This window comes from Pseudomonas sp. PDM24, from assembly GCF_019218905.1.
Classification (GTDB): domain Bacteria; phylum Pseudomonadota; class Gammaproteobacteria; order Pseudomonadales; family Pseudomonadaceae; genus Aquipseudomonas.
The window spans coordinates 116,069-142,998 of the sequence record NZ_JAHUWR010000006.1 but is presented as its reverse complement, the minus strand read 5'-3'; the positions used below and the strand labels follow the sequence as shown (position 1 = coordinate 142,998).

The 26,930-nt window shown below is 57.8% G+C and carries 25 protein-coding genes and 1 tRNA gene; 19 read left to right on the top strand and 7 right to left on the bottom strand.

Annotated features, from left to right (window positions below; all coding sequences use genetic code 11):
• Positions 1–3 precede the first annotated feature (3 nt).
• Positions 4–1,434 carry a DegQ family serine endoprotease gene (locus KW837_RS20160; RefSeq protein WP_218398189.1) on the top strand — a complete coding sequence of 477 codons (1,431 nt, stop codon included), beginning with the start codon at positions 4–6 and terminating at the stop codon, positions 1,432–1,434.
• A 77-nt stretch (positions 1,435–1,511) separates the two neighbouring features.
• Here KW837_RS20160 and KW837_RS20155 read toward each other — a convergent pair whose 3' ends face one another.
• Positions 1,512–2,945, bottom strand: a complete 1,434-nt coding sequence (locus KW837_RS20155) for a M48 family metalloprotease (protein ID WP_218398187.1) — start codon at positions 2,943–2,945, stop codon at positions 1,512–1,514.
• A gap of 97 nt (positions 2,946–3,042) precedes the next feature.
• On the opposite strand from KW837_RS20155, the gene KW837_RS20150 reads away from it, so the two are divergent.
• The gene (locus tag KW837_RS20150) at positions 3,043–3,282 is read left to right on the top strand and encodes a sulfurtransferase TusA family protein (protein ID WP_007898654.1); all 240 of its coding nucleotides are present in this window, start codon (positions 3,043–3,045) and stop codon (positions 3,280–3,282) included.
• Between the two features lie 31 nt (positions 3,283–3,313).
• Complete coding sequence (locus KW837_RS20145) at positions 3,314–4,384, top strand: AI-2E family transporter (protein ID WP_218398185.1); 1,071 nt, start codon at positions 3,314–3,316, stop codon at positions 4,382–4,384.
• A 143-nt stretch (positions 4,385–4,527) separates the two neighbouring features.
• On the opposite strand, the gene KW837_RS20140 is transcribed toward KW837_RS20145, so the two are convergent.
• Both KW837_RS20140 and KW837_RS20135 read right to left on the bottom strand, forming a co-directional pair.
• Positions 4,528–5,001: a peroxiredoxin gene (locus KW837_RS20140; protein ID WP_218398183.1), complete on the bottom strand. Its 474-nt coding sequence runs from the start codon at positions 4,999–5,001 to the stop codon at positions 4,528–4,530.
• Positions 5,002–5,011: 10 nt separating this feature from the next.
• Positions 5,012–5,572 carry a glycine cleavage system protein R gene (locus tag KW837_RS20135; RefSeq protein WP_007898662.1) on the bottom strand — a complete coding sequence of 187 codons (561 nt, stop codon included), beginning with the start codon at positions 5,570–5,572 and terminating at the stop codon, positions 5,012–5,014.
• Between the two features lie 326 nt (positions 5,573–5,898).
• On the opposite strand from KW837_RS20135, the gene dapA reads away from it, so the two are divergent.
• The 8 genes from dapA (at position 5,899) to KW837_RS20095 (ending at position 11,627) form a co-directional block, all read left to right on the top strand.
• Positions 5,899–6,777 carry a 4-hydroxy-tetrahydrodipicolinate synthase gene (gene dapA, locus KW837_RS20130; protein WP_030132650.1) on the top strand — a complete coding sequence of 293 codons (879 nt, stop codon included), beginning with the start codon at positions 5,899–5,901 and terminating at the stop codon, positions 6,775–6,777.
• Between the two features lie 17 nt (positions 6,778–6,794).
• Positions 6,795–7,910 carry an outer membrane protein assembly factor BamC gene (gene bamC / locus KW837_RS20125; protein ID WP_218398181.1) on the top strand — a complete coding sequence of 372 codons (1,116 nt, stop codon included), beginning with the start codon at positions 6,795–6,797 and terminating at the stop codon, positions 7,908–7,910.
• 4 nt (positions 7,911–7,914) lie between these two features.
• Entirely contained in the window at positions 7,915–8,673 is a 759-nt protein-coding gene (locus KW837_RS20120; protein WP_007898669.1) for an MBL fold metallo-hydrolase, read from the top strand.
• Positions 8,674–8,701: 28 nt separating this feature from the next.
• On the top strand, positions 8,702–9,415 hold the full coding sequence (gene purC / locus KW837_RS20115; protein WP_007898671.1) for a phosphoribosylaminoimidazolesuccinocarboxamide synthase: 714 nt from the start codon (positions 8,702–8,704) through the stop codon (positions 9,413–9,415).
• An 83-nt stretch (positions 9,416–9,498) separates the two neighbouring features.
• A tRNA-Ser gene (locus KW837_RS20110) sits at positions 9,499–9,588 on the top strand.
• 334 nt (positions 9,589–9,922) lie between these two features.
• Positions 9,923–10,114 carry a DUF1508 domain-containing protein gene (locus KW837_RS20105; RefSeq protein WP_008074435.1) on the top strand — a complete coding sequence of 64 codons (192 nt, stop codon included), beginning with the start codon at positions 9,923–9,925 and terminating at the stop codon, positions 10,112–10,114.
• Positions 10,115–10,277: 163 nt separating this feature from the next.
• Positions 10,278–11,204, top strand: coding sequence for a LysR family transcriptional regulator (locus KW837_RS20100; RefSeq protein ID WP_218398179.1), 927 nt, complete (start codon positions 10,278–10,280; stop codon positions 11,202–11,204).
• 57 nt (positions 11,205–11,261) lie between these two features.
• Positions 11,262–11,627: a 5-carboxymethyl-2-hydroxymuconate Delta-isomerase gene (locus KW837_RS20095; protein WP_218398177.1), complete on the top strand. Its 366-nt coding sequence runs from the start codon at positions 11,262–11,264 to the stop codon at positions 11,625–11,627.
• Here the strand turns inward: KW837_RS20095 and KW837_RS20090 are convergent.
• Both KW837_RS20090 and KW837_RS20085 read right to left on the bottom strand, forming a co-directional pair.
• Positions 11,600–12,556: a LysR family transcriptional regulator gene (locus tag KW837_RS20090; protein WP_218398572.1), complete on the bottom strand. Its 957-nt coding sequence runs from the start codon at positions 12,554–12,556 to the stop codon at positions 11,600–11,602. The two genes, KW837_RS20095 and KW837_RS20090, sit on opposite strands and share 28 nt — an antisense overlap.
• A gap of 291 nt (positions 12,557–12,847) precedes the next feature.
• Entirely contained in the window at positions 12,848–13,783 is a 936-nt protein-coding gene (locus KW837_RS20085) for a LysR family transcriptional regulator (protein WP_218398175.1), read from the bottom strand.
• 174 nt (positions 13,784–13,957) lie between these two features.
• Here KW837_RS20085 and KW837_RS20080 point away from each other — a divergent pair, with 174 nt between their 5' ends.
• From KW837_RS20080 to KW837_RS20055, 6 genes are read left to right on the top strand one after another with little or no spacing between them, the layout of a single operon-like run.
• Entirely contained in the window at positions 13,958–14,575 is a 618-nt protein-coding gene (locus KW837_RS20080) for a thermostable hemolysin (protein WP_123499065.1), read from the top strand.
• Entirely contained in the window at positions 14,572–16,140 is a 1,569-nt protein-coding gene (locus KW837_RS20075; RefSeq protein ID WP_218398173.1) for an AMP-binding protein, read from the top strand. The genes KW837_RS20080 and KW837_RS20075 overlap by 4 nt, the downstream gene beginning before the upstream one ends.
• Positions 16,115–16,996: a TauD/TfdA family dioxygenase gene (locus tag KW837_RS20070; protein WP_218398172.1), complete on the top strand. Its 882-nt coding sequence runs from the start codon at positions 16,115–16,117 to the stop codon at positions 16,994–16,996. The genes KW837_RS20075 and KW837_RS20070 overlap by 26 nt, the downstream gene beginning before the upstream one ends.
• 9 nt (positions 16,997–17,005) lie before the next feature.
• A complete protein-coding gene (locus KW837_RS20065) occupies positions 17,006–18,133 on the top strand; it encodes an aminotransferase class III-fold pyridoxal phosphate-dependent enzyme (protein ID WP_218398170.1) in 1,128 nt (375 codons plus the stop codon).
• Entirely contained in the window at positions 18,111–19,451 is a 1,341-nt protein-coding gene (locus KW837_RS20060) for an aspartate aminotransferase family protein (protein WP_218398168.1), read from the top strand. Before KW837_RS20065 ends, KW837_RS20060 begins: the two co-directional genes overlap by 23 nt.
• 2 nt (positions 19,452–19,453) lie before the next feature.
• Positions 19,454–20,887 carry an amidase gene (locus tag KW837_RS20055; RefSeq protein ID WP_218398166.1) on the top strand — a complete coding sequence of 478 codons (1,434 nt, stop codon included), beginning with the start codon at positions 19,454–19,456 and terminating at the stop codon, positions 20,885–20,887.
• Here the strand turns inward: KW837_RS20055 and KW837_RS20050 are convergent.
• Positions 20,877–21,788, bottom strand: a complete 912-nt coding sequence (locus KW837_RS20050; RefSeq protein WP_218398164.1) for a DMT family transporter — start codon at positions 21,786–21,788, stop codon at positions 20,877–20,879. The genes KW837_RS20055 and KW837_RS20050 overlap by 11 nt on opposite strands.
• 86 nt (positions 21,789–21,874) lie before the next feature.
• Positions 21,875–23,062 (bottom strand): cyanate transporter, encoded by a 1,188-nt coding sequence (locus KW837_RS20045; protein WP_218398161.1) that lies wholly within the window; start codon positions 23,060–23,062, stop codon positions 21,875–21,877.
• Positions 23,063–23,539: 477 nt separating this feature from the next.
• On the opposite strand from KW837_RS20045, the gene KW837_RS20040 reads away from it, so the two are divergent.
• Together KW837_RS20040 and KW837_RS20035 are read left to right on the top strand one after the other, a co-directional pair.
• Positions 23,540–24,922 carry a glutamine synthetase family protein gene (locus tag KW837_RS20040; RefSeq protein ID WP_218398159.1) on the top strand — a complete coding sequence of 461 codons (1,383 nt, stop codon included), beginning with the start codon at positions 23,540–23,542 and terminating at the stop codon, positions 24,920–24,922.
• A gap of 326 nt (positions 24,923–25,248) precedes the next feature.
• Positions 25,249–26,898, top strand: coding sequence for a phosphoethanolamine transferase (locus tag KW837_RS20035; RefSeq protein ID WP_218398157.1), 1,650 nt, complete (start codon positions 25,249–25,251; stop codon positions 26,896–26,898).
• Positions 26,899–26,930: the final 32 nt, after the last annotated feature.

The window sequence follows — 26,930 nt, the reverse complement described above, 5'->3', positions numbered from 1 at the left end:
CGTATGTCGATACCACGCTTGAAGTCTTATCTCTCCATTTTTGCCACCGTGCTGGTGCTCGGTCAGGCGGTCGCTGCGCAAGCGGTCGAGTTGCCTGACTTCACGCAGTTGGTCGAGCAAGCCTCGCCCGCGGTGGTTAACATCAGTACTACCCAGAAGTTGCCGGACCGTAAGGTGTCCAGCGAACAAATGCCTGACCTTGAAGGCTTGCCGCCGATGCTGCGCGAGTTCTTTGAACGGGGCATGCCGCAGCAGCCGCGTTCCCCCCGTGGCGATCGTCAGCGTGAAGCGCAATCCCTGGGCTCGGGCTTTATTATTTCGTCCGACGGTTACATCCTGACCAACAACCATGTGATTGCCGATGCCGACGAGATTCTCGTGCGCCTCGCCGATCGCAGTGAGTTGAAGGCCAAGCTGATCGGTACCGATCCGCGCTCCGACGTTGCTTTGCTGAAAATCGAAGGCAAGGACCTGCCGGTTCTGAAGCTTGGCAAGTCCCAGGACCTGAAAGCCGGTCAGTGGGTCGTGGCCATCGGTTCGCCGTTCGGTTTTGATCACACGGTGACCCAAGGTATCGTCAGCGCCATCGGCCGTAGCCTGCCGAACGAAAACTATGTGCCGTTCATCCAGACCGACGTGCCGATCAACCCGGGTAACTCCGGTGGTCCGCTGTTCAACCTGGCCGGTGAAGTGGTCGGCATCAACTCGCAGATCTACACCCGTTCCGGCGGCTTCATGGGCGTGTCGTTCGCGATCCCTATCGATGTGGCGATGGACGTTTCCAATCAGCTGAAAAGCGGCGGTAAAGTCAGTCGTGGCTGGTTGGGCGTAGTCATCCAGGAAGTGAACAAGGATCTGGCCGAGTCGTTCGGTCTCGAGAAGCCGGCCGGTGCGCTGGTGGCTCAGATCCAGGATGACGGTCCGGCTGCCAAGGGTGGTCTGCAAGTGGGCGACGTGATCCTCAGCATGAATGGTCAACCGATCGTCATGTCTGCCGATCTTCCGCATCTGGTGGGCGCGCTGAAGGCTGGCTCGAAAGCTGATCTTGAAGTGATCCGCGAAGGCAAGCGCAAGAACGTCGAGTTGACCGTCGGCGCTATCCCTGAGGAAGGCAAAGAGCTGGACGCCCTGCCTAAATCCAGCGTCGAGCGCAGCAGCAATCGCCTGGGTGTTTCCGTGGTCGAGTTGACCGAAGAGCAGAAGAAAACCCTCGACCTCAAGGGTGGAGTGGTGATCAAGGAAGTTCAGGACGGTCCTGCTGCCCTGATCGGCTTGCAGCCGGGCGACGTGATCACTCACCTGAACAACCAGGCGATTGGCTCCTCCAAGGAGTTCACGGACATTGCCAAGGCGCTGCCGAAGAACCGCTCGGTGTCGATGCGAGTTCTGCGTCAAGGACGCGCCAGCTTCATCACCTTCAAACTGGCTGAATAAACCGGTTGTCGGCTGAATAAAAAACCGCCTCGAGAGAGGCGGTTTTTTTGTACCTGGATTTTTTGTTTCTGAAGCGGTCAGCCCATCATGTCCTTGACCATGCGTTCCTGCTCCATCAACTCACGTTGGCGTGCGTCGATCCGCGATGACAGCGGGAAGTTGCTACCAGCCTTGCGCTTGGCGAAGTCCAGTTGCTGGATTGCCTGGCGATAGTCGCCGACCAGCGCAAAGTACTCCGCACGAGCCTGATGCAGGCCGATGATGTTGCCCGACAGGCCACGAGTCTCGGCCACCATGTACCAGACGTCCGGATCATCGGGTCGGCTCTTGAGCAGGGTTTCCAGTGCTTTTTCCGCATCGGCCGCTCGATTCTGCTTGAGCAACAGGTCGACGCGCACCTGATTCAGCGGGTAGTTGCCGGGGTATTGAGTGAGCATCCGGTCGACCCGAGATTGAGCATCGGGCAGACGATTATTGGTGATGTCGAGATCGACCTGCGCCAGATTGTAGATGATCTCGTTCGGCGATTTGGCCAGCAGCAGCTTGAGGTTCTCCCGAGCCTCATTTAGCTGGCCGCCCTTGATCTCGGCGATCGCCAGGCCATAGCGCGCCACGTCATTTTTCGGGTTTTCATCGAGTTGGGCCCGGAAGCGCTTGGCGCCCAGGCCTGGGGTTTCTTCATAGATCAGCTGCACGCGCGCCCGAATCAGCTGATAACGCATGCTGTCTTCGATACCGCCCGGTTTGGCCTGTTCGGCACGGTTGCGGGTGTCGGCGATCCGCGATTCGGTTACCGGGTGAGTCAGCAGGAATTCTGGTGGCTTGGCGTCGAAGCGGTATTGGCGCATCAGCCGTTCGAACATGGTCGGCATCGAGCGCGGGTCGTAGCCGGCCTTTTCCAGATTCATGATGCCGATACGGTCGGCTTCCTGTTCGTTCTGGCGCGAGAAGCGTCGTTGTTCCTGAATCGCCGCTGCCTGGGTACCGGCAATGGCCGCGATCCCTGCATCGCCTGCACCGGCCGCGGCAATCACGATGCCAGCCAGCAGCGCAGCCATCATGGGCACTTGCATGCGTTGCGACGCTTCGACACCGCGGGCGAAATGACGCTGCGACAAGTGAGCCAGTTCGTGGGCCATTACCGAAGCATATTCACCCTCGGTCTGGGCATTGAGGAACAAGCCACCGTTGACGCCGACGATTCCGCCCGGCGCGGCAAAAGCGTTGAGCTGTGGGCTGTTGATCAGGATGAACTCCAGACGCCGGTCATTGACCTGGCTGGTTTCTACCAAACGGTAGACGCTGGATTCGACGTAATCCTTGAGCTGCGGATCGTTGAGCTGCGACACCTGACTGCGCAACAGCGCCAGCCAGGCACGGCCCAATTGGTGTTCCTGTTGCGGCGAGACGATGGCAGAACTGGCGTCACCAAGTGACGGCAAGTCGTCGGCGAAGCCCGGTGAGGCGAGCAGGCAAGCGAGCGTCAGCAGGGTAGGGCGCAAAAAAGTCATGCACAAAGCCTTAGTCGACAAAGACCTTACTGTAGCCGGACACTACGCTTGGGACCAGATATTCTAAGCGTCCTAACCCCCGCCCCGGAGTGATTCGATGACTGACGCAGTAACCCACGACGCCGAACTGGACGCCAGCGGTCTGAATTGTCCGCTGCCGTTGCTCAAAGCCAAACTGGAGCTCAACCGACTGGCCAGCGGTGCGGTACTCAAGGTGATCGCCACCGATGCAGGTTCCCAGCGCGACTTTCGCACCTTTGCCCGATTGGCCGGTCATACGCTGCTTCGTGAAGAAGATGAGGCGGGCGTTTACCGCTATTGGTTGAAAAAAGCCTGAAACCTGCTGCGTTCGTTTCTAAGGATTATTGATGTTCAAGGTGTTACGCGACTGGATTCAGCGCTACTTCTCGGATGAAGAAGCCGTGGTGCTGGCGGTGCTGCTGTTTCTGGCATTTACCGCGGTGCTCACCCTGGGTGGAATGCTCGCGCCCGTACTGGCCGGTATGGTGCTGGCGTATCTGATGCAGGGGCTGGTAGTGACCCTCGAGCGCCTGCGCGTGCCGGGTGGCGTGGCGGTGGGGCTGGTTTTCGCGTTGTTCATGGGGGTGTTGCTGGTCTTTATCATCGTCGTGGTACCGCTGCTCTGGCACCAACTGATCACGCTGTTCAACGAATTGCCCGGCATGCTCGCCAAGTGGCAGTCGCTGCTGTTGCTGCTGCCCGAGCGCTATCCGCATCTGGTATCGGATGAGCAAGTGCTGCAGGCGATCGAGGTGGCACGGGGCGAGATCGGCAAGTTCGGCCAGTGGGCGCTGACATTCTCACTGTCGAGCCTGCCGCTGCTGGTGAACATCATGATCTACCTGGTGCTGGTGCCGATCCTGGTGTTCTTCTTTCTCAAGGACCGGGAGATGATCGGCCAGTGGGTCCGAGGTTATCTGCCGCGCGAGCGGGCGCTGATTACCCGGGTCGCCCAGGAAATGAACCGGCAGATCGCCAATTACATTCGCGGCAAGGTCATCGAAATCTTCATTTGCGGTGGGGTGACTTACATCGCGTTCGTGGCGCTGGGGCTCAACTATTCGGCGCTGCTGGCGTTGCTGGTGGGTGTGTCGGTGGTGGTGCCTTACGTCGGGGCGGTGGTGGTGACCGTGCCAGTGCTGCTGATTGCACTGTTCCAGTGGGGCTGGAGCGATCAGTTCATCTATTTGATGGCGGTCTACGGGATCATCCAGACACTGGACGGCAACGTGCTGGTGCCGCTGCTGTTCTCGGAAGCGGTCAACCTGCACCCGGTGGCGATCATTTGCGCGGTGCTGTTGTTTGGTGGGTTGTGGGGCTTTTGGGGGGTGTTCTTTGCGATTCCCCTGGCAACGCTGTTCAAGGCTGTGCTGGATGCCTGGCCGCGCAAGGAACCGATGGTGGCGCCGCTGCTTTAATTGTCGGTGCGGGTTATGCGGTGGGGCAGAGGGCCTCTTCGCGAGCAAGCCCGCTCCCACATTAGACCGTGCTTGCCCGGGTAACTCGGTCAACTGTGGGAGCGGGCTTGCTCGCGAAGGCGTCCGGACAGACGCCCAAATGATCAGGCCTTGTTCAGCGCCTGAGCCGCAGCCAAAACCGCATCCACATGCCCTGGCACCTTCACGCCGCGCCATTCCTGACGCAGTACTCCGTTCTTGTCGATCAGGAATGTGCTGCGATCAACGCCCATGTATTCCTTGCCGTAGAGCTTTTTCAGCTTGATCACGTCGAATTGCTGGCACAGCGCTTCTTCCTTGTCGCTGATCAGCTCGAAGGTGAACGCCTGCTTGGCCTTGAAGTTTTCATGGGATTTCAGGCTGTCGCGAGACACGCCGAAAACTTCGGTATTGGCGGCTTTAAAAGCTTCAAGCTGATCACGAAAACCCTGACCCTGGGTGGTGCAGCCCGGCGTGCTGTCCTTCGGATAGAAGTAAATCACCACTTGCTTGCCTTTGAGGCCCGCGAGGCTGACGGATTGCCCGCTGGTGGCGGGTGCTTCGAAGTCGGCAACCGGTTGGTCGATGGCTACGGCCATGAAAGCTTCCTTACATTGGGTTTTGTGGGCGCCACGGTTCAATCAGTGCGTCCAGGTTCATGGCGTCGGCAAAATCCAGGAACTGGTCACGCAACCAGCTGATCTGGGTGCCGGCCGGCAAGGTCACGGTGAACGTGGCGTTAAGCATGGTGCCGCCGGTCTGCGGAGCCTGATAGGTGTCGCAGGTCAGGTTCTCCAGTTCGACGTTGTGATCCATGAAGAACTGGCACAGCTCGTTGATGATGTCCGGACGGTAGGCCGAGCTGACGTAGGCAACGTATGGCAGGGCCTGGGGACGGTTCTCCAGGGCCGCGCTGCGGACCACGTTAACGGTGAAGGCGTGCCGTTTGGCCAGCACTGGCAGGCTGCCCTCGAGGCGCGCCAGGGCGTCCCAACTGCCGGAGATCTCGAGGATCAGCGCACTGCATTCGCCATGGCGGGTCAGACGAGAGGTGACCACGGCGCAGCGGTTTTCATGGCTGGCACGGCACAGGACGTTAGTCAGCTCCATGGGGTTGGCGCCGAGGGCACTGATGACAAGGAATTGTTCGCGAACTGTGGGGGTGGACATGCAGCATTCCTAAAGCGATGAGCGGTCGATACTTTTAAGGGCTTTTTTTACCGGGACGAGCCTGCGGATGCGAATTCAGAAAACCCGGCCGAAGGTTGCGACGTGCTCCAGAGTGGCGAGAGCGAGGGGTGGCAACGCTGGATCGGGGCTTGTGATGCCGAAAATGGAGGCTGGAACACGGCGTACGAGCTTATCAGTACCGATCAAAGTCTGAAGGGTAGCGAAAAGCAGCGCCAAGGGGAATGGCAGCAGCGCAGTACTTCGCTTGTACAAGCATCTTGGCGCCAGTACCATTACCGCTCTCTTTTTCCGGCAGGAGCGGTTGCATGATTGCGGGCAGTATGGTGGCACTGGTCACACCCATGGATGCACAGGGTCGTCTCGACTGGGACAGCCTGAGCAAACTGGTGGACTTCCACCTGCAAGAGGGCACCAACGCCATCGTGGCGGTCGGCACTACAGGTGAGTCGGCCACGCTTGACGTGAACGAACACATCGAAGTGATTCGTCGCGTGGTTGCCCAGGTTGCAGGGCGTATTCCGGTGATCGCCGGTACGGGCGCCAATTCGACGCGCGAAGCGATCGAACTGACCACCAACGCGAAGAACGCCGGCGCCGACGCGTGCCTGCTGGTAACCCCTTATTACAACAAGCCGACGCAAGAAGGCCTGTACTTGCACTTCAAAGCAATCGCCGAAGCCGTCGACATCCCGCAGATTCTCTACAACGTGCCGGGCCGTACCGCATGCGACATGCAGGCCGAGACGGTGATCCGCCTGTCGACCGTGAAGAACATCATCGGCATCAAGGAAGCCACGGGCGACCTGCAGCGCGCCAAGGACATCCTGGCCGGCGTGAGCAGCGACTTCCTGGTGTATTCCGGTGACGACGCGACCGCGGTCGAGCTGATGCTGCTCGGCGGCAAGGGCAATATTTCGGTGACCGCCAACGTCGCACCGCGTGCCATGAGCGAGTTGTGTGCCGCGGCCATGGCCGGTGATGCCGTCAAGGCCCGGGCGATCCACGAAAAGCTGATGCCGCTCAATAAAACCCTGTTTATCGAATCCAACCCTATCCCCGTGAAATGGGCACTGCATGAAATGGGCTTGATGCCGGACGGTATCCGTCTGCCGCTCACCTGGCTCAGCGCTGCCTGTCACGAACCGCTGCGGCAGGCCATGCGCCAGTCCGGCGTCCTGGTTTAATTGAGGAAGTACTACGCATGAAGCGATTGGCCGGACTTTCCGCACTTGCCTTGATCATCTCCAGCACCAGTGGCTGCGGATGGGTCTGGGGCCCGGAAGGTTATTTCCGTGACCGCGGTAGCGACTACCTGGAAGCGCAACAGACTGCACCGATGCAACTGCCACCGGACGTCAGCACCGCCAAGCGTCTGGATCCGCTGTTGCCGATCCCGCGCAACGTGGCTGACGATACCGCCAAGGGCGAATACATCGTGCCTCGTCCGCAGCCGCTGTCGGCCGCGGCTGATGCCAGCGACTACACCCTGCAGAAGAGCGGCGATTCGCGTTGGGTCATGGCCCAGCACCCACCGGCCGAAGTCTGGCCCGTGGCCGTGCAGTTCTTCCAGGACAACGGATTCCGTCTGGACGAGCAACGCCCGCAAACTGGCGAATTCACCACCACCTGGCAGCATTCCGACGAACTGTCCGCAGCAATGGCCAAGCGCCTGAGCGCAGCCGGGGTCGGCGCCGACAGTGAAAGCCGTGTGCGGGTGCGTATCGAACCAGGCGTGCAGCGCAACACCAGTGAAGTCTACGTGGTCAGCGCCGAGCGGCCTGCCGGCAGCACCGCCAATGTGGATTTTACCAATCGTTCGGTTAACACCGGCCTGGACGCAGCACTGGTCGACGACATGCTCGCGAGCATGAGCCGCACCTCGGAGAAGGGCGGTTCGGTCTCCATGCTGGCCTCTCGTGATTTCGATACGCCAAGTCGTGTCAGCCTGACCGAAGATGGCAGCGGCAACCCGGTGCTCAACGTCGGTTCCGACCTGGATCGTGCCTGGTCGAGTGTCGGTCGTGCGCTGGAACAGGGCGAATGGCGTGTTGAAGACATCAACCGAAGCCTGGGCCTGTACTACATCAACCTCGCCGAAAAAGCCGAGAAAAAGGACGAGAAACCAGGTTTCTTCAGCGGTCTGTTCGGCAGTAAGCCGGACAAGGAAGAAGTTGAAGCCCGCGCCGAGCGTTATCAGGTTCGCCTGAGCAAGGTTGGCGAGAACGTCCAAGTCACCGTCGAGAAAAACATCAACACCGTGGCGCCAGCAGATGTGGCGCGTAAAGTGTTGAGCGTGATTCAGGACAACCTGGGCTGATCACATGCGTTTTGCCGTTCTCGGCAGCGGTAGCCAAGGGAACGGCACGCTGATAGCCAGCGACGACACGTATGTACTGGTGGATTGTGGTTTCTCCCTGCGAGAAACCGAAAAACGCCTGCTGCGACTGGGTGTGAACCCTTCGCAGCTGAGCGCGATACTCGTGACCCACGAACATGCCGATCACGTGCATGGCGTGGGTTTGCTGTCTCGGCGTTACAATCTGCCTGTCTACCTCAGTCGCGGGACCCTGCGCGGGATGCGCAAACCGATTGAACCCGCAGGCTTTCTGGCTGGCGGCGAGCAATTGCAAATCGGTAACCTGAGCATCGGCGTCATTGCCGTGGCCCATGATGCACAGGAGCCGACGCAGTATGTCTTCAGCGACGGTCAGCGGCGTTTCGGCCTGTTGACCGACCTGGGCTCATATTGCAACAAGGTGCTGGACGGCTACCGGGACCTCGATGCATTGATGATCGAGTCCAATCATTGCCGTGACATGCTGGCTCGCGGTCACTACCCGTACTTTCTCAAGCAGCGGGTGGGCGGTGAATTGGGACATTTGAACAACCATCAGGCGGCATTCCTGGTGGCCGAGTTGGGCTGGCAAGGCCTGCAACACCTGGTCCTGGCCCATCTGAGCAGCAAGAACAACCTGCCGCAGCTGGCCCGGCAATGTTTTGTCGACACCCTCGGGTGCGACCCGGACTGGCTGCAACTGGCCGATCAAGATTCAGGGCTCGACTGGCGACATATCGCCTAGCCCACCTACTTAGCAAGCGGAGCCCATCATGGAAAAACGTGAAGAACTCTACCGCGGCAAAGCCAAATCGGTTTACAAGACCGATGACGCTGACCGCTTGATCCTGCTGTTTCGCAACGACACTTCGGCGTTCGACGGCAAGCGCATCGAGCAGCTCGACCGCAAAGGCATGGTGAACAACAAGTTCAACGCCTTCATCATGCAGAAACTCGAAGCAGCCGGCGTGCCGACTCAATTCGACAAACTGCTGGGCGACAACGAATGCCTGGTGAAGAAGCTCGACATGATCCCGGTCGAATGCGTCGTGCGTAACTATGCCGCCGGCAGCCTGGTCAAGCGCCTGGGCGTTGAAGAGGGCATGAAGCTCAACCCTTACACCTTCGAACTGTTCCTGAAGGACGACGCCAAGGGCGACCCGTTCATCAACGAATCCCACGTCGTGGCATTCGGTTGGGGCACCGCCGAGCAACTGGTTCGCATGAAAGAACTGTCGCTCAAGGTCAACGAAGTCCTGAGCAAACTGTTCGACGACGCCGGCCTGCTGCTGGTCGACTTCAAACTGGAATTCGGCGTGTTCTCCGACGGCTCCATCGTCTTGGGCGACGAGTTCAGCCCGGACGGCTGCCGTCTGTGGGACAAGGCCACCGGCAAGAAAATGGACAAGGACCGCTTCCGTCAGGGCCTCGGTGACGTCATCGAAGCTTACGAAGAAGTCGCCAATCGTCTGGGCGTACCGCTTTAATCGACGCAAGCATCTGATAGCACGGAAAAATTTCGCTTAGGGGGTTCGCTTCCGGCAAAAGTGTTGTTATGATGCGCGCCGTTGGAGAGATGCCAGAGTGGCCGAATGGGACGGATTCGAAATCCGTTGTACCTTCACCGGTACCTAGGGTTCGAATCCCTATCTCTCCGCCATTACATAGAAAAAGCCCCGTAGCTGAATAAGCTACGGGGCTTTTTCGTTTGTGCGGATTTTTCCGACCGGCCACTTTCACTGCATTTACCTCAGTTTTTCCGCGTCGGATAAATCAGCTCAACAGCGTAAGAAAAATATGCCTGTTCCCGAGAAAAGTACCTCCACTGAGTCGCTTTAATTACCATCCCCTGTATTTGTTGATCACTTCGTGAATCAAGAGGTTATCTTCGAAATATCCCCTCACATTGAAAGACATTGCCGCAAAAATTCCTCATCTACTCTGGTTCTGCAGGTCACTGACCTGTCGTAATCAGCAGTCGCAAGGAGCGATCAATGTATTTTGAGATTTACAGGCAAACCCGTGGTATCGCACAAACTGGCAAGGGCCAATGGCGCTGGCGTTTGCGGGCGGGGAATCATGAAACGATTGCCAGTGGGGAGGCTTACGTCAACAAGTCTGATTGCGTGCATGCCATCAGTTTGATCAAAGGGACTCATGATCAGACCCCGGTCAAGGAGATATAGACTCCAGGGTGGTGAAGCTGCTCAGTCAGAGCAGCTTCTTTATTTTCCGAACGCTCGTATAAGTGCCCTGGATTTTTAGGGATCGGGTCATTTGCCAACCTGCATAGACGCCGATCGCAACACCTCCCTAAACTGTCCGCCGTCTGGGATCGGGGTGCAACAGATGAATCGCAACGAACTGCGCAAGGCCGACATCAATCTGATGGTGGTGTTCGAGACATTGATGCTCGAACGCAACGTCACACGGGTGGCGGAGAAGCTGTTCCTCGGTCAGCCGACCATCAGTGCGGCGCTGAACCGATTGCGGACGATGTTCAATGATCCGCTGTTCATTCGGGTCGGCCATCGCATGGAGCCGACGGCGCGGGCCGAGGAAATTATTCTGCACCTGTCCCCGGCGCTGGATTCCCTGTCGGTGGCCTTGAGCCTGACCCATGATTTTGATCCGCTCAGCAGCACCATGACGTTTCGCATCGGGCTGTCGGACGATGTCGAGTTTGGCCTGTTACCGCCGCTGCTGCGTGCTTTGCGCCAGGAAGCGCCGAAGGTGGTGTTCGTGGTTCAGCATGTCGACTACTGGCGCATTCCCGACCTGCTGGCGTCTGGTGATATCACCGTTGGTATCAGCCAGACCCGCGGCCTGCCAGCCAACGCCAAACGCAAATTGCTGCGACACATCCAGCCCAGTATTTTGCGTGCAGACGCATCGGACACACCGCTGACCCTTGATGAATATTGCTCGCGGCCGCACGTGCTGGTGTCCCATACCGCGAATGTCAGTGGCTACGCCGATGAATGGCTGGCGGAGATCGGTCGTACACGCCAGGTAGTGCTGTCCGTTCCGCAGTACAGCTCGTTGCCGGCCTTGCTCGCCGGCACCGATCTGATCGCCAGCCTGCCGGATTACACGGCTGAAGCGATGGCCGCGTCCGGCCAACTATTCAAGGAGCCGTTTCCGTTCAAGACGCCGACCCTGGACCTGTCCATGGTCTGGCTCAGTCATGTCGACAGCGATCCGGCCGAGCGCTGGCTGCGCTCGCGTCTGGAGGCGTTCATGAGTGAGCGTGCGACTCTTGCGCCGTCCCAGTGAACAGGGCGGCTCTGTGTTATATGTACGACCTTTCTGCCAATCTTCAGGAGCCCCGTTATGCCCCACCTGCACATGGAATACACCGCCAACTTGCCCGAGTTGAATGCCGATCTGGCGTTGATGCGACTCAACAATGCGTTGATGGCTTCCGGTCAGTTTGCGGCCGAGTTCGATATCAAGAGCCGTGCAGTAAAGGTCGAGAGCTTCAAGGTTGGCACCGCACTGGGCGAGCGGGCTTTTGTGCATATCAAGCTGGCACTGTTGAGCGGGCGTTCGGCGGAGATCAAGAAGCAGTTGTCACAAAGCCTGTTGGCAGTGTTGCAGGACTTGTGCGAATGGCCGGCCAACGTAGATGTGCAGTTGTGTGCGGAAATTCTGGATATTGATCGCGAGTCCTACACCAAGACGGCCGTCGGACTCTGACAGATCAGGTCAGGGGTGCAGAGCAAACCCTGTTCTGCGCAGGCTTTGATCACTTGCTCGCGAAGCCACGTATTGGCGCTGTCCTGATCGCTGGCTTCGCTCCATTGCATGTCGAGGATAAATCCTGGCAAGCCCTTTGATGCTTCGCAATGACTGAATACCGCGTCATTGGCCAGCAGCGTTTGAATGCGCCGCGGTAGCGTCAGGATGAGATCGGTGCCGGTGATCATTTTGAGGGCTGCCCTGTAGCTGGCGGGTTGCGCGATATGCTGTCGTTTGTGATCGACACTGTGGGTGTCGAAGGTCTTGTGTGGAGAGAGCACGTGACGATGTTCAATGGATCGCAAATTTGGGCGTAATTGCGGCGGAGTTACGCGTTTATCGAAGACGTAAACCAGCTCGTCTTCAACCAGCCTCCGGGATTTGAAGTCAGTGTGGCTGTGTTGAAAGTCGTGGCCGAAGCAGATCACCAGATCGAGACTGTCGTCACGCCGTTCATCGATGGGCGGAGCGGTATCGAGTTTTTGCACATTGACGATCACCGGCAGGTTAGCGAAGTCGAAGTTCCTCAACAGCCGCGGCAGTACCAGCAGTTCGAAGTATTCCGGCGCGCAAATATTGAAGGTGACGGCTTTTAGAGTCGGATCAAAGGCTTGAGCCCCGGAATGGCAGAGGTTGATGCCTTCCAGAATCTTCAGCACATGCTCGTGCATAGTGGTGGCTTTGTAGGTTGGACGCATTCCTGATCGGGTGTTGATGAACAAATCATCTTCGAAGCCGGTGCGCAGCTTTTTCAGCGAATAGCTGACGGTGGACTGGCTGACCCCAAGGGTTTCGGAGACGGCGGTGACGCTGCTTTGTGCATACACGGCGACGAACACCATGAGGTCCTGCATATCGAGCTTTCTAAGTAAATTGCTGTTAAGCATCTGACCCATGTCTATGAACTCCCTGTCCTGTTTTGAATACGATTCAACAGGATAACGGAACGATAGTGCCAGGAGAATGGCTTGTAGGAAGCTTCATTGTCAGATGTGGGACACAACGTGTAGGTAACACGACCTACACATCACTGGCCTGAGGGGGGGCGGGATTTTCTGTATCAGCGCAGATTGCTCGAAGGTGACCTGTATCGAGTGCCAGATGCTGTATCTCACCGGCCAAGCGCTGAAGTTACGCCCAGACACTTGGCTGCGGTCGGTCAGTAAAGTGAAGTCTTATTACAGTAGTCCGTCCTGCGCACACACGCTGACAATTTGTTCGCGAAACCAGTTATTGGCGCTGTCTTGACCTGGTTTCTCGTTCCACAACATGTCCAGTGTGAAGTTCGGTAAACCCATCGGTGGTTTGCAATGGCTGAATCTGGCTTCATTGCTGATCAGCATCTGGATGCGTCGAGGCAGAGTGAGAACAAAATCGGTTCCGGGGATCATGTTGAGTGCCGCAACGTAACTATTAGCTCGTGCGACAATTTGGCGGGTGTAGCCCAATTTGCTGAGCCAGCCATCCACCATGTTGGTGTCTGAAGTCCAAGGAGTCGGGAAGATATGCTGGCGTGCGACAAAGGTGTCCAGGCTGAACTCACCCTCTGGAGGCGCATAGTCTTTATCGACGACGCAGACCAGGTCATCTTCCAGCAGCACTTGTGATTTCAAATTTTTAGCACTGTGATGAAAGTTGGGCCCGAAACAAATTGCCAGATCGAAACGGCCATCCATAAGTTCGTCGTTAGGGATGTCTATGTGGAGTTTCTGGATATTTACTATGACCGGAAAACTACTACCGATAAAGCGTTTCAATAAGTTTGGAAGTATAAGAAGTTCAAAATATTCAGGTGCGCAAATATTAAAAGTGATCTCTTTTTGCGCCGGGTCGAATGAGTGCAGTCCGGAATGGCATATATTTATGCTCTTCAGAATTTTGAGAACATGGCTGTACATTGTGGCGGCTTTGTGTGTTGGCCACATGCCATTGCGGGTATTGATGAAGAGCTCGTCCTCGAAACTCGTGCGAAGCTTTTTCAAGCAGTAGCTTACCGTGGACTGGCTGACGCAGAGGGTTTCGGAGACCTCGGTGACGCTTCTTTGTTCATACACAGCCACGAAAACCATAAGGTCCTGCATATCCAGTTTTCGTAGCAGATTGCTATTAAGCATAAAGGTCCATCTCGGTGAAAATCCATGTGTGTCACGTTACGTCGTGTTTTGTGACAAGGTTGTTTATTTATATATTAGTGGAAGCAATTGGTTTTTTAAATAGTCTGTAGGAGATTTCCTCAATATATTCTCGTTCCACTTAGAGAGAACCCTGACCAGGGATAGGAGGGCGAAGTGTTGGTACGCGTCACGGAAAGTCAAACGCCGTTATGGATGCAGGCGACTGAAGTTGTGAAAGAAAAGTTTCGCAGCTCTTATAAGGCATCCGTAGAGCCGAGCCCGCAGTATTTTGCGGTCACCCAAGACAGTGAGGAGCGCATTCTTTCTTGCGCCGGTATAACTTTTGCGGATCATCGCACACTGTTTTCGGAGCAATACCTGTCGCAACCGATAGAAGCGATTCTGTCCCAGCGTTATGAAAAAATGATCGATCGATCAGTTATTGCTGAAATAGGGAGTTTGATTTCTCATCATCGGACAGCCGGGATGATCATGGTCAACATGGTTCCGTTGTTGGCCTGGTGCATGGGGGCTCAATATTTGCTTTGCACCGTCACACCTCGGGTCCGGCAAATGATGGAGAGCTGTCAGATCGATTTCGAACCGCTGCTCACAGCGGACCCTCAGCGTCTGGCCGACGATGGTGGCAAGAACTGGGGTACCTACTACTCGAAATTACCTGTCACCGGTTTTATCCGCGTGGACCCGAAACGTTCGCGATTCGCCGCTATGACCCTCGGTACTTTGTTTACCCAGCTGTCGACCGATTTGCCGGCGAGGGCGCAACCATGAGCGGTCATTTCATTGCTGACTTGCGGCTTGCATTGCAGGTCAATCGTCAGAAGGTCTGCGCTATCGATTGTGCTCCGACCGGCCTGGAACACGCCGCTGTCATGACCTATGGCGAGCTGGAATCCCGGGCGCTGAATCTGGCGGCAGAACTGCAGCGGCGCTTCGACTCGGCCGCTCATGGCGATCACGTTGTGCTGGGGATTGCGACGCGTAATAGCAGTGACTGGTTGATTGCCGATCTGGCTTGCCTGTTTGCCGGCATTACCGCATTGCCTTTGCCGCTGGCATTCAGTCAGTCCCAGGCCGAACACCTTGCCGAGCGTTGTGACGGGTTTCTGGTGGATGCCGCAGGCGAGCGGACGCTGGCTGAGCGGTGGAGGCTGGACTTTCCCGACAGCCGTCTCAGGCGTATCAGTGAACCTGCCCTGGAGCAGCCGTTGTTGCGAGAACCGGACGGCGATAGTGCATGGATCTGCAAAATCATTCATACCTCGGGGACTACCAGTCGGCCCAAGGGTGTGCGCCTGAGCACGGCGGCCGTGGGGGCGGTATTGACTTCCCTGCGCCAGTGGATGCCGGTCGATGCCCATCGCAGCTATCTGTCACTGGTGCCATTGAGCCTGCTGCTGGAACAAGTGACCGCCGCGTATTTACCGCTGCTGGCCGGCGGGACCGTGTATTTCCTGCCTGAAGGCCAGGCGCTGCTAGGGGAGCCAGGAACGTCACCGCAGCGTTTGATCGAATGGATCCTGCGGGTCGAACCGACGGCCTTGACGGTACCACCGGTGATGCTCAATCACTTTCATGAGTTATTGACCGAAGGCGGCGTGCAGGGTGAACGCCTGTCTCGTTACCTGCATGCGGGGGTGCATATCACGTGCGGCGGCGCGGCCGTCAGCATCGATATCCTGCATGCCCTCGCCGAGGATGGCATTGCGGTGTTCCAGGGTTACGGGCTCTCCGAGAACGCCTCGGTCGTCAGTATGAATACCTTGCAGCATCAACGTCTGGGCAGTGTGGGCAGGCCGTTGCCGCATGTTCAGGTGCGCATCGGCGCCGACCAGACCATTGAGGTCAAGAGCAGTTCGTTGTTCAGCGGCTACTCGGGCAAAGATCCCAGCGCCTGTTCGATGTCCGACGATGGCTGGATGGACACCGGGGATCTGGGGGAGCTGGATGCTGATGGCTTTCTTTATGTTCGCGGCCGCAAGAAAAATGTGATCTGCCTGCCCAATGGCCGCAACGTCAGCCCGGAACAGGTCGAGCTGGAATACCGCGAATACCCCGGTGTGCGCGATGCCGCTGTGTTTTTCGATGAAACCCATGGGTTGGTGGCGCTGTTGTGTGTTGAGTCGGTACCGGATCGCGATGAGCTGGCTAGCTGGTCAGCCCGGCGCTTTTCCGACATCGAGCGACCGAGCCGCCTGTGGTTGCTGACCAAGGACGATCCATTGCTCGAGCAACTCTACACCGTCACCGGCCGTCCAAAACGCGCCGATATCGCTACTGTTTTCGCCAATCTGCAAGGGAATGCATCTGATGAACACGCCTGCCTATCATTGTGAAAGCCCCGATGTATCCATTATTGAGCCGCGCCATTTTGCAAGCCTGGGCAAGGCCGAGCTGTACGACTTGCTGGGGCATTACGGCGTCGTCCTGTTACGTAACTGCATCCACAACCCTGAGGATTTCAGCGCCTATGTGAAGCAGAACAGCTCGCGACTGAGCCTCGACCCGGCTCGTGTCATGGTCGGTGGAGCCGCGCAGTTGGTGGATGCGGGCCGCCAGGCGATCGGTCTGCATTGCGAAAATGGTAACTCACCGTTCTGGCCGGACATCACCTGGTTTTATTGCCAGGAAGCGCCGCGCACCGGTTCGCAAACCACCTTGTGCGACGGTGAGAAAGTACTGGCAAAGCTGTCATCCGCCTGCCGCACATTTTTCGAGGACAACCCGATTCGCTACAGCCGCACCGTTGCCGGCGACAAATGGCGTCGGCTGGTTTGCCATTATTCGCCAGCGCTCTCGGACCCGGCGGCGGTCAGGATCGAAGATCTGATGCAGATCATAGGCGACGATCCGCAGACACAGATCTCCTTCGATCCGTTTGATGATTCGATTCATTACGCCTTCAGTACCCCGGCGATTCTGGTCTCCGAATTCAGCCAGCGTCCGGCGTTTGCCAACAGTATTCTCGGGCCGTCCTTCAACTATGAAGTGCCAGTGATCGATACCTTGTCCGGGCTGCCCATTCCCGGCGAATTCCTGCACGAAATCGCCGAGGTTTCCGCGCAATACACCTACCCGGTCGGCTGGCGTGACCACGACATGGTGATGATCGACAACCGTCGGGTAATGCACGGTCGTGAGGCCATCGTTGATGAGCGCCGCCGTATCTTCAACGCCCTGAGCTACCGCTGAGACCTATTCATGAAGACCAATAACAGGCAAATCATTTCAGGTCAGTACGAGACGTATATCGACGGTGACGGTCGCCAGATCGTCGATCTGGCCGGCGGGTTTGGCTTTCAGGTACCGGCGGTAATCGACGCGGTCAGCCTTCAGGCGCAGAACATGGGGCTGTCCAATCGAGTGCTGATGTCCGACCCATTGATCGCTTTGTGCCGGCGCCTGGCCGAGCTGCTACCGCAACCGCTGGTCAGCTCTTATGTGTGCAGCTCCGGCGATGAAGCATTCGAAGGCGCCTTGAAACTGTGCAAAGGCCTCAAGCCCAAGGGCAACACCATTGTTGTTGTCCAGGGCGGTGACTATGGCTCGCTGAGTTACGGACGTTGCCTGAGCACGCCGCAAAACTATCTGCAGATGCAGCGTTTCCTGGGCTTCGAACTCGTGGCGATCAGGCATGTCCGCGACCTGGATAAAGTGGACTGGAACGATTGCTTCGCGGTTTGCCACACCAGCACCGTGATTGATGAAAACGGTCGCTTGCGCCTGATAGAGCAGGTGCTACTCGATCACTTGTATGTCGCGGCGGCCAATGCGTCGGTGCCGGTCATCGCGGTCGACGTGCAAAGTTGTCTGGGGAGCCTGGGCACGCTGTTTGGGTTTCAGCGTTATCGCAACACCCCGGACATTGTGGTGTTGGGCGGCCCACTGGGCGGCAGTGCGATTCCTGTCGGCACCTATACCTGCAGCGAACAGATGGCCTATCAAGTCTATGGTCGCAGCAGCCCGGCGAAACATGGCAGCACCACGGCCGGCAATCCGATGGCCTGCGTGGCCGCCATGGCGGCACTGGATTACGTGCAGGCACACGACTTGCCCAGGGAATGCCTCAATAACGGGCAGATCCTGGCGCAAGCGCTCGCCTCATTCGGCGCTGTCGCCTGCGGTGCCTGGGTCAGTCTGCCGCTGCCAGACGATCTCAAACCCGCCGAATTGTGCGAGGAGCTTTATCAGCGTGGCATCTATGTCAGTGCACCCCGTGGCCGCGAGTTGATTCTGCGTTGTCCGATCACTGCACGAGCCGAACACATCCAGCGCGCATCCCGGATCCTCAAGGAGACTTTAAGCCATGTCCTTAACTCTATCGCATGAACAACTGCTGGATGATTGCCAGCGGCATTGGAGTGCCTCGGCGGCCAAGCTCTATCGTCTGGGTAAAACCAGCGTCGAAAAGGACGCCGATGGCATCTATGTCACCGACCATGCCGGCAAGCGCTTTATCGATTGCGCCTGCAGCTATGGGGTGTTCATCGTCGGCCATCGTAATCCGATGGTGCGTGAGCAGGTGCAGACCCAGTTGAACCAGATGGCCTGGATTCCGGAGGGGCGGGTGCATCCGCTGCAAGGCGCATTGTCCGAGCGCCTTCGGAATCTGGTACCGGGGAATTGGGGGGATGTGCAGTTTATGGTCTCGGGTGCCGAAGCCATCGAACAGAGCATGCGTTATGTGCTCAAGGTGAAGCCGCACCGGCGTGGAATCGTGGTAATGAGTGATTCCTATCATGGCAAGACGCTCGCAGCGATGAGCATTCTTGGGCAGAAACAGCACCATCGCAGCTACGGCACCGCGGCCTCGGAAGTGACTTATGTGGCGTACGGTGACTTCGCCGCCTTGCAGAGAGCGGTCGGCGAGGGGGTGCGTGCGGTGTATGTCGAGCCGATTCTGGGGGGCGCCCACTTACAGGTTCCGCCTGTGGGTTACATGGCGAACATCCGCGCCCTGTGCGATGCCACTGAGACCTTGCTGGTGGCCGACGAAATCCAGACCGGTTTCGGCCGCTGTGGCAAGTGGTTCGCCGTGCAGTATGACGACGTCGTGCCGGACATCATGATCCTCTCCAAAGGCCTGACGGGCGGTTACACCTCGTTTGCCTGCGCGATGTACAGCCAGCGACTGGCCACGCAATACCCGCTGAGCGAGATCGAGCCTGACCAGCGGACCAATGGCGGGCATCCGGTGGCGTGCGCCGCGGCACTGGCCGCCATCGATTACATCGAGCAGCACAACCTGGTCGAGCAATCACGGATCAATGGCGGTTTGCTGCGCCATGGCCTGCAACGGCTGGCTCAGCGTTATCCGCAGATTGTCGAGGATGTGCCCGGTGTCGGCCTGATGACCGGCCTGCGCTTGCGCGGTTCGGTCTACGAAGCGCTGATGAGCATGGAATTAGGCAAGCGTGGCGTGCATGCCGGGCATTCAATGAATGAAAAAGCCGCGCACCCGGTTCTGCGGTTTTACCCGCCGCTGAACATCACGCCTGAAGCGCTTCGGCATGTCCTGACGATGACCGAAGAAGCCCTTGAGGCGATCGCCCGGCGTCCGAAGCTGGCGGTCAAGGCGTTTTCGCTGGTGGTCAGAAACATGTACCACATCCCCAACAAGCTACTGCGCAGCAACGGGAAGCGCTGAGTATGTTCAATCCCGATACTCTGACCCTGCGCGAAATGGCCGGTCTGCTGCGCCGCGGTGTGCTGACCAGTGTCAACTTGCTGGAGTTCTACCTGCAGCGTATCGATGAACGCAATCCGCAGATCAACGCCCTGATTCAACTGGAGTCTGTCGACGAACTGCGTCGACAGGCCCGGGAGGCCGATGATATGGCCCGCATCGGAAAGATCCGTGGCCCCTTACACGGCATCCCCCTGACCATCAAGGACGTCTGCCATGTGCGCGGCTTCCGAATGTCGCGAGGCCTGAAGGAGTTGCTGGGCGAGGCCAGTCAGGAGGATGCCACGGTCGTTGCCCGGCTTCGCCAGGCGGGTGCGATCATCCTTGGGATCAGTAATGTTCCCGAGCTGTGCATGGCGTTTGAAACCGACAATCTGCTGTACGGCCGCACACTCAATCCCTATGACGGGCAGCGCTCGGCCGGTGGCAGCAGTGGCGGGGAAGCGGTGGCCATCGCGGCCGGTTGCTCGCCGGCCGGGCTGGCTTCGGATGCTTGCGGCAGTGTGCGGATCCCGGCGCATTTCAACGGTATCTGCGGCATGAAACTGACTCAGGGGCGCGTGCCGTTGACCGGCCAGTTTCCCTATGATCGCTCCGGGCTGTTTCATCTGACGTCGGCGTTTGGCGTGATGGGGCGTTATGTCGACGATCTGGCGTTACTCGGGCAACTGATCAGCGGCGCTGACGGTCACGATCCGGACACCGTCGATGTGCCGTTCGCAGTCAGCCAGCCGCTGGCCCAATTGCGTGTCGCACTGTCCTGGGAGTCCACCAGGACCCGGGTGAGCCCGGCGGTGAAGCAGGTTCTGCAACGGGTCGAGAGTTGCCTGAGCAATGTGGTGGCGCAGGTTACACCGACGGCTCCGCTGATGCTCGACGAGGCCTGCGATGTGCTCTGGCGGATTTTCATCACGGGCGCGGATGCCGGGCGTGGCTGGAAGCGTCTGTTCCAGTCCATGAACAAACAGACCTGTACGTCCGCCACCTCAGGGTTGATTCGCTTGAGCGAAGAGGTCGAATTGAGCGTGGATGAAATGAAGCGCGACTGGATTCTGATCGATACGTTTCGCTATCACCTGGCGAAGTTTTTCAATCAGCACGATCTGTTCATCTGCCCGGTATTCCCGGACGTGGCGTTCGCTCATGGCGAGTCTTTGCAGGATCGTGATCGCTATGCCTTTGTGTTTCCGTTCAGCCTCTCCGGTTCACCGGCGGTGGTCATTCGCGCCGGGCATGATCCGGTCAGCGGGATGCCGATCGGCATCCAGATAGTCGGCCCGCACTGGCAGGAAGAGCGGCTGTTGGCCGTGGCCAATTTCCTGGAGCGCGAACTGGAGCGCTGGAGTCCAGTGGCCCCGTTGGACACAGTCACTTCTTTGAAGGATCTCAAGCTGTAACGGTTTTGGCGGTACGGCTGGTGATCACCAATGCCAGCATGCCGACACCCACCAGCACGGCACCGGTGACTTCTATCAGCACCGGTTGCTGTCTGAGCCAGAACCAGTGAAATAATGTGACAAACAAGGTGTTCAGGTAGACGTAGGAAACCACCGTTGACGGTGAAATCACCCCGATTGCCCGATGCAGCAGCCAGAATGTCCCGAGGGTGCCAAACAGCGCCAGGTATACAAGCCAGAACATATCGCTCGACGACAACTGCGCGCCGCTGCGCCAACCGCCGTTAAACAGACAGAACACAAACAGAAACAGCGAACCGAAAAGCATGTTCCAGAAGGTCATCGCCACCGGGTCACGCCCCTTCAAGGCCTTGACCTTGAATCGCTGGCTCAGAGGCGAATAAAGCGCCATCGCCAGGCAGCCAACGCCGAAGACCAGTACCGGATACAGTGCAGGCAGTTCGCCTGGAGCTGCCCCTTTGAGCGTCAGCAGCAGGGCACCGATCGCTGCAATCGACATCGGCAACAAGCGGCTCTTCAGGCTTGGGCTCGGCAGCAGCAATACCTCAAAAAATAACGTCATCAGTGGCACCAGCGTGTACAGCGTCGCGGTATTGACCGCGGTGGTATGGCGTAGCGCTTCAAACAGCGAACCGAAATACGTTGCCAGCAGCAGCCCAAGAACCGCATGCGCCAGCAAGCCTCTGGCCGAGATCGGTGACGTATTTTTCAATAACAGCAGTGGCAAGAACATCAAGGCTGAAAACAGCAAACGCAGCCCGGTCAACAATATTGGATCTATCGATTGGCTGACCTCTGCCGCCGCAAAGAACGACGATGAGATCAGCATTGCCCAGATCAGCATGCCCCAATGAGCTTCTGCAAAACCGACTTGTTTCATGAGTTCCTTTTCCTGCGTTTGATCGAACCTGTAAGAGCCAACGGTGCCGCACCGCTGGCTCCTACGAAAAGCAGAACCTTCGAAGACTATTGAATATGCTGCGCGTATTGCCTAGGGTTGAAGCGCAGTACCATTACAATCATCACCGCCATCACCGCTGTGAGTGACCACCAGGCCCATTCGAAGCTACCCAATTGGTCGCGAATCATCCCGGCAATCAGCGGTGAGAGGCCCGCGATCAGGTAACCGATGCCTTGCACAAAGGCCGTCAGGCCGCCGGCACGACGCGGGTTATCCAGGTGATCAAGGGACACGATCAGGCTCATCGGGAACAGACCGCCGATGCCCAGGCCCAACAGGCACGGCCATAGCAGGCTAAAGCCTTCCGGGCTGAGGATCAGGCCGCAGAAGCCGGCCATGATCAAGGCCAGCAGAACGACCAGTACCAGGCGTTTGTCCTGGCTGCGGTTGGCAATCGCGGGTGTTATCAGCCCGGACACGACTTCCATGGCCGTGAGAAACCCCAGCAATAAGCCGGCATTCTGTTCACTCCAGCCTTTTTCCATGTAATACGGGGCTAGCCAGGCCAGCACACAGGTGTAGGAGGCGGTGCCCAAACCGAAGAAAATCGCCAGCAGCCAGGCCCGAGAGTTACCGACGAAGGACTCCTGGCGTCCCATCGGCGCCGCCGGCAATGGCGCGATTGCCGAACGCTGGGCAAGCCAGAAGGCCAGGGCGACCAGCGTCAGTAGCGCCCAGATGGCCAGGCCCATCCGCCAACTACCGGTTTGCGCCAGGACGAAAGGCGAGAACGATGCCGCAATCGCTGCGCCGCCCATGATCGAAGTGACATACAAACCCATGAACAGCGAAACGTTGTCGCTGAAGCGTGACTTGATCAGCGCAGGCATCACCGCCTGAATGAGGGCGATCCCCAGCCCGGCCAATACTGCGCTCAGGATCAACTCAAGGGTGCTGTCCAGATACAGCCGCGAGACCGTGGCCACACCGATGATCAACAAGGACAGGATGATGGTGCGGTGTTCGCCAACCCGTTGCGCAATGCGCATTCCCAGGAACATCGCCAGGCCCATCGCCATGACGGGCAGCATGGTCAGCAGCGACGCGGTACTGAAACTTAATGGAACATCCCCGCGAATGGCCGACAACAACGGCCCGACAGCGGCCATCGAAGGCCTCAGGTTCAGTGCCACCAATACCACGCTGACCATCAGCCATCCGGCATAGGCGCTTGTAGTACGAACGTTTTCCATAACGGAACCCCAGATTTACAAGGTTGTGATTAGGCCGCTCCAAGCCTGCAGGGGCAAACTGAAAAGTCGCTGGCACTATCGAGAAATTAGGTTGGTTAGCGGGAGGAATGTTTAGCCAATCTGCAACCAAGGTTCATCAAGTCTGGATTTAACGGCTTATCTGCCCGTGTGACGCTGCTTTGCATCTGTTTACTGCGGTCTTTTCCATGGACGTCTGGCTGATCAGCATCAAACACGAGGGGGCGTCTGGTGCCACTTCAAGCCTTCAGCCACGTCGTCCATTCAGGCCTGCCAGCGCGCCAAGCCTGTCTGCACTCCCTTCCGAACTGGCCTTCTGGGCATTGTGGCACTGCCGCCACGCCCGCCCGCCGGATTCCTGCCTGTCCCGCTGATTGTTCTAACAGATCCCGCGCTGTGCGCCGGGATCAAACCGGCGGCGCCTGTGCGTTTGCCTGACGCGGATAGACGAGAATTCCCATGAGCTGTGCCACGACATCCTTCGCCACGAAAGAAGAAGCCCTGTCCTTCCTTGAACACAATCCGGATATCGAGATGTTCGAGCTGTTCATCCTCGACAACAACGGTGTGCCACGGGGCAAGTTGCTGCATCGCGATGAACTGCTGGCGGTGTACGAAAGCGGGCGGCCGCTGCCGAGTACCATTCTGGGCCTGACCATCAATGGCGACGATGTGGAAAATTCCGGTCTGGTCTGGGACGTCGGTGATATCGATTGCCGCGCCTACCCGATCAGCGGCAGTTTGCAGCGCATGCCGTGGCGATTGATTCCTACGGCGGCGGTGCAAGTCAGCATGCATCCAAAAGAGGGCATGCCCGCAACCATCGCCGACCCACGGCACCTGCTGGCCAAGGTCATCGAAGGCTTGCAGGCCGACGGTTATTACCCGGTGATGGCGGCGGAGCTGGAGTTCTATTTGCTGGATCAGCAGCGCGACAGCAACGGTCGGCCGCAGCCGGCGCGGGATGTCGATGGTGGGCGGCCACGCTCCACGCAGGTTTATGGCTTACGTGAGCTGGAGCAGATCGAGCCGTTTCTGGCCGACCTCTACAGCGCCTGCAAGCTGCAGGGCATTCCGGCGCGCACGGCGATTTCCGAATACGCGCCGGGGCAGGTGGAAATCACCCTCGAACACCGCGCCGATGCTTTGCAGGCGATGGACGAAGCGGTGCGCTACAAACGATTGGTCAAGGGCGTGGCCCACAAGCATGGGATGGCGGCCTGTTTCATGGCCAAGCCTTTTGATGATCTGGCCGGCACCGGCATGCACATGCATATCAGCCTGGCGGACAAGGAGGGCAATAACCTGTTCGCCAGCGAAGCCCCGGACGGCACGCCGCTGCTTAAACAAGCGGTCGGCGGAATGCTCAGCACGTTGCTCGATTCGTTGCTGCTGTTCTGTCCGAACGCCAACTCGTACCGTCGTTTCCAGGCCAACAGCTACGCACCACTGGCGGCCACTTGGGGGGTGGACAACCGCACCGTGAGTTTGCGAGTGCCCGGCGGGCCGGCATTCTCCCGGCATATCGAGCACCGCATCTGTGGTGCCGACGCCAACCCGTACCTGGCGGCTGCGGCGATCCTGGCCGGGATTCATCGCGGCATCCGCGAGCAGCTTGACCCTGGAGCACCCGTGGAGGGCAATGGGTACGCCCAGGCTACGGAATTGCTGCCCACCGACTGGTTGACCACGTTGCGAGCGCTGGAGGCATCGAACTGGGCGCGGGAAGCATTTGGCAGTGAGTTTCTTGGCGTGTATCTGGCAGTGAAACGTGCCGAATACCGGCAGTTCATGGGCGAAGTCGGTGAGCAGGACTGGCGCTGGTATCTGCATCAAGCCTGAATTTAGTGTCCTGTCTCGCCAATACTGTTCCTTTTTGACGGCGTCTGTTGCCGTCATGCTGCGTTGCCGCTCCTCGCCATAGCGGGCTATGACTCGTCGCGGCGCCTTGCCTGACGGCAACAGCCACTCGTCAAAAGAGGAACGTATTGGTGAGACAGGACACCAGCCTTCATTGTTGAAAGTTTGGGCCTAATGCCATGAGCCAACTAATCGTTGGCTTCTTTTTCACGAAAAATTGATGCTTGGCTGCTTAAGATTTGTGTTGTCGCGGTAAATGAAATTTTCACATTTGACGCGGGCACTTCTTTCAGGAACAACCAATCATCATGTTGAAGTTCAAAGCCGTGCGCCCCGAATGGGTGACGTTGATTGCCAGCGCCTTTTTATTGGCTGGGTTCAATTCAGTGCTCTGGCAACACTTGTTCGTTATCACCGTGGCAGACGGTCAAGGCATCGTCATGCGTGTTGCATTCGGGGTAATGATCCTGGCGGCCTTCAACATTGTGCTGACCTTGCTGGCGTTTCGATCTGTGATGAAACCCGTGTTGACGCTGATCTTTTTGGTCAGTGCCGGCGTGGCCTATTTCATGAGCCAATACGGTGTGTTGATCGACGCCGGTATGTTTCGTAACTTCGCAGAAACCAATGCCACAGAAGTACGTGACTTATTGTCCGTGAAGTTGTTTGTTTATATTGCGCTTCTCGGAGTTTTACCGTCGTGGTTGTTGTGGAAGACGCCGGTTAATTATCGTCGTTGGCACCGTGAGTTATTAAGTAAAGTGCTGGTGAATGTCGCATCGGTTGCGGTGATCGGCGGTGTCGCCATGGTCAACTATCAAGGCTTGTCGTCGTTGTTTCGCAATCACCATGAATTGCGCCTGATGGTGGTGCCAAGCAACTACATCGGTGCCTCGCTCGGTTATCTGCGCGAGCAAGTCGTTTCTGCCCGGCAACCCTTTGTCAAACTCGGTGAAGATGCCGAGAAAAACCTGATCTGGCAAACCCATGGCCGTAAATCCCTGACGGTACTGGTGGTGGGTGAAAGTGCTCGGGCCGAGAACTTCGGCATCCTGGGTTATGACCGCGACACCACCCCCCAACTGGATAAGGAAGCCGGCCTGATTGCCTTCACCGATGTGCATTCTTGCGGCACGGAAACGGCCGTGTCGGTGCCCTGCATGTTCTCCAACATGGGCCGCAAGGATTACAACGCCAGCAAGGCAAAGAATGAGGAAGGTCTGCTGGACGTGCTCAAGCACGCCGGTCTCGAGGTGATCTGGCGGGATAATCAGTCGGGCTGCAAAGGTACTTGCGATCGGGTCACTGTCGACGACGTGAGTAACCTGAAAGACCCGGCGTTGTGTGCCAATAGCGAGTGCCGCGATGAAATTCTCCTGCAAGGTTTGCAGCACTTCATCGACACCCTGGATAAAGACACCGTGCTGGTACTGCACCAAATGGGCAGTCACGGTCCGGAATACTTCAAGCGCTACCCGAAAGAGTACGAACACTTCACCCCGGTGTGTGAAAGCAATGCACTGAACAATTGCAGCCGCGAAAGTATCGTCAATGGCTACGACAACACGTTGGTGTACACCGACCATGTGCTGTCGACCCTGATCGATCTGTTGCGCAGTAATCAGGACAAAGTCGATACCGCCATGCTCTATCTGTCGGACCACGGCGAATCGCTGGGCGAATACAACCTGTTCCTTCATGGCACGCCTTACATGCTGGCGCCGGAACAACAGAAGCATGTAGCGATGCTGGCGTGGTTCTCCGACAGCTATCAAAAATCGTTCTCGGTGGACACTCATTGCCTGCAATTGAGTCGCGAAAAACCCTTGAGCCAGGACAACCTGTTCCATTCCATGCTTGGCCTGCTGGAGGTCAACAGCAAGGTCTACGACCCGGGGCTGGACATGTTTGCCGGCTGCCGCGGCGCAGTGATTGACGGTGTGCTGGCCAAAAAATGAGTCCGTCGACCTTTTTTTCACGCGCCAGTCGT

Coding starts and splice junctions, on each gene's coding strand:
- KW837_RS20120 (WP_007898669.1), top strand. CDS start 7,915: ATGCGTTTTGCCGTTCTCGGCAGCGGTAGCCAAGGGAACGGCACGCTG.
- KW837_RS20055 (WP_218398166.1), top strand. CDS start 19,454: ATGTTCAATCCCGATACTCTGACCCTGCGCGAAATGGCCGGTCTGCTG.
- KW837_RS20070 (WP_218398172.1), top strand. CDS start 16,115: ATGAACACGCCTGCCTATCATTGTGAAAGCCCCGATGTATCCATTATT.
- KW837_RS20095 (WP_218398177.1), top strand. CDS start 11,262: ATGCCCCACCTGCACATGGAATACACCGCCAACTTGCCCGAGTTGAAT.
- KW837_RS20035 (WP_218398157.1), top strand. CDS start 25,249: ATGTTGAAGTTCAAAGCCGTGCGCCCCGAATGGGTGACGTTGATTGCC.
- KW837_RS20060 (WP_218398168.1), top strand. CDS start 18,111: ATGTCCTTAACTCTATCGCATGAACAACTGCTGGATGATTGCCAGCGG.
- bamC (WP_218398181.1), top strand. CDS start 6,795: ATGAAGCGATTGGCCGGACTTTCCGCACTTGCCTTGATCATCTCCAGC.
- KW837_RS20160 (WP_218398189.1), top strand. CDS start 4: ATGTCGATACCACGCTTGAAGTCTTATCTCTCCATTTTTGCCACCGTG.
- KW837_RS20085 (WP_218398175.1), bottom strand. CDS start 13,783: ATGCTTAATAGCAATCTGCTACGAAAACTGGATATGCAGGACCTTATG.
- KW837_RS20105 (WP_008074435.1), top strand. CDS start 9,923: ATGTATTTTGAGATTTACAGGCAAACCCGTGGTATCGCACAAACTGGC.
- KW837_RS20135 (WP_007898662.1), bottom strand. CDS start 5,572: ATGTCCACCCCCACAGTTCGCGAACAATTCCTTGTCATCAGTGCCCTC.
- KW837_RS20150 (WP_007898654.1), top strand. CDS start 3,043: ATGACTGACGCAGTAACCCACGACGCCGAACTGGACGCCAGCGGTCTG.
- KW837_RS20140 (WP_218398183.1), bottom strand. CDS start 5,001: ATGGCCGTAGCCATCGACCAACCGGTTGCCGACTTCGAAGCACCCGCC.
- KW837_RS20145 (WP_218398185.1), top strand. CDS start 3,314: ATGTTCAAGGTGTTACGCGACTGGATTCAGCGCTACTTCTCGGATGAA.
- purC (WP_007898671.1), top strand. CDS start 8,702: ATGGAAAAACGTGAAGAACTCTACCGCGGCAAAGCCAAATCGGTTTAC.
- KW837_RS20075 (WP_218398173.1), top strand. CDS start 14,572: ATGAGCGGTCATTTCATTGCTGACTTGCGGCTTGCATTGCAGGTCAAT.
- KW837_RS20100 (WP_218398179.1), top strand. CDS start 10,278: ATGAATCGCAACGAACTGCGCAAGGCCGACATCAATCTGATGGTGGTG.
- KW837_RS20065 (WP_218398170.1), top strand. CDS start 17,006: ATGAAGACCAATAACAGGCAAATCATTTCAGGTCAGTACGAGACGTAT.
- KW837_RS20155 (WP_218398187.1), bottom strand. CDS start 2,945: ATGACTTTTTTGCGCCCTACCCTGCTGACGCTCGCTTGCCTGCTCGCC.
- KW837_RS20090 (WP_218398572.1), bottom strand. CDS start 12,556: ATGCTTAACAGCAATTTACTTAGAAAGCTCGATATGCAGGACCTCATG.
- KW837_RS20040 (WP_218398159.1), top strand. CDS start 23,540: ATGAGCTGTGCCACGACATCCTTCGCCACGAAAGAAGAAGCCCTGTCC.
- KW837_RS20045 (WP_218398161.1), bottom strand. CDS start 23,062: ATGGAAAACGTTCGTACTACAAGCGCCTATGCCGGATGGCTGATGGTC.
- KW837_RS20050 (WP_218398164.1), bottom strand. CDS start 21,788: ATGAAACAAGTCGGTTTTGCAGAAGCTCATTGGGGCATGCTGATCTGG.
- dapA (WP_030132650.1), top strand. CDS start 5,899: ATGATTGCGGGCAGTATGGTGGCACTGGTCACACCCATGGATGCACAG.